The following is a 1253-nucleotide window of genomic DNA, read 5'->3' on the forward strand; positions in this document are numbered from 1 at the left end:
ACCCATAGGTTTTATCGGCCTAATCGCACCTCATCTAGTTCGATTAATAGGTTTACAACGTCACCGACTATTGATACCAGGGAGTGCTCTCTGGGGCGCTGTCGTCTTACTTAGTGCTGATCTAGTTGCCAAAATGTTTCGAAGTACACTCGGAGAGCTGCCCGCGGGTTCTGTTACCGCTTTACTAGGTGCTCCATGGTTAATATGGCTTGCCATTCGTGGCTCCAGAATGAAATCTTCTGCTGAAAGCAGCTCAATGAGTGTTGGTTATGTCGGAACTAAAATTCCGTATCCTATTCTAGTTATCGTATCTAGCATTGCTTTAGTTTTCTTGTTGCTTTACGGGTTGACGGCTGGAGCCCTGCGAATACCTTTTGCTGAAGTTATCGCCGTAATAACAGGCCAAGGCGAAGAAATGGCTCGCAATGTTATTCTGAATTTGCGTCTTCCTCGCATTCTCGTTGCTGCTCTTGCAGGTGCCTCTTTAGCTGTCGCAGGCTCCATGATGCAAKGTGCAGTTCGTAACCCCCTCGCGGATCCTTCCGTTGTAGGTGTCACCTCAGGTGCTGGGATGGGAGCTCTATTGGTCCTAACCATTTGGCCATCTGCTCCTGGTACTTGGATACCCGTTGGTGCCATCATTGGTGCACTCCTCTCAGCAGGAAGCGTGTATGCCTTCGCTTGGAAAAAAGGGCTGAATCCCGTTGTCCTCATACTTATTGGGATTGCCGTTTCGGCACTTGGCTCGGCTGTCATCCAATTTCTTATCATTAAATCACAGCTCGGTGCTGCTCCTGCACTTACATGGTTGGCCGGCAGTACTTACTCTAGGGGATGGAAGGAATGCATCCAACTCCTGATCACGACAGCCATTTTACTTCCAAGTGCATGGTTGCTTGGTCGACGTGTAGATCTGTTGGCCTTTGGTGACCACGTGTCACTTGGACTAGGCCTTAAGTTGCAGAAAACAAGACTTCTCTCAGCAATAATCGGCGTGTTAGTTGCTGCCATTGCTGTTGCATCTGTAGGCACCGTCAGTTTCATCGGCTTACTCGCCCCTCACGCAGTGCGTCTATTCTTGGGGCAGCATCACCAGAAATCTGTTGTCCTTTCAGCCATTCTCGGCGCCATATTGCTTACAGGTGCTGATATCATTGGTAAAACGATACTTATACCCAAAGAGATTCCTTCAGGTATCGTTGTAGCTATTATTGGCGCTCCGTATCTATTATTCCTCATGTATAGAAGTACTG

Annotated in this window: 1 protein-coding gene; it reads left to right on the forward strand. The window is 48.2% G+C overall.

Annotated features, from left to right (window positions below; translation table 11 throughout):
- On the forward strand, positions 1 to 1253 hold a 1253-nt coding region (locus tag AC1DLM_RS35365; RefSeq protein WP_477572621.1), incomplete at both ends, for an iron ABC transporter permease.

The sequence above is a fragment of the Paenibacillus sp. 01T442 genome (assembly GCF_056398345.1).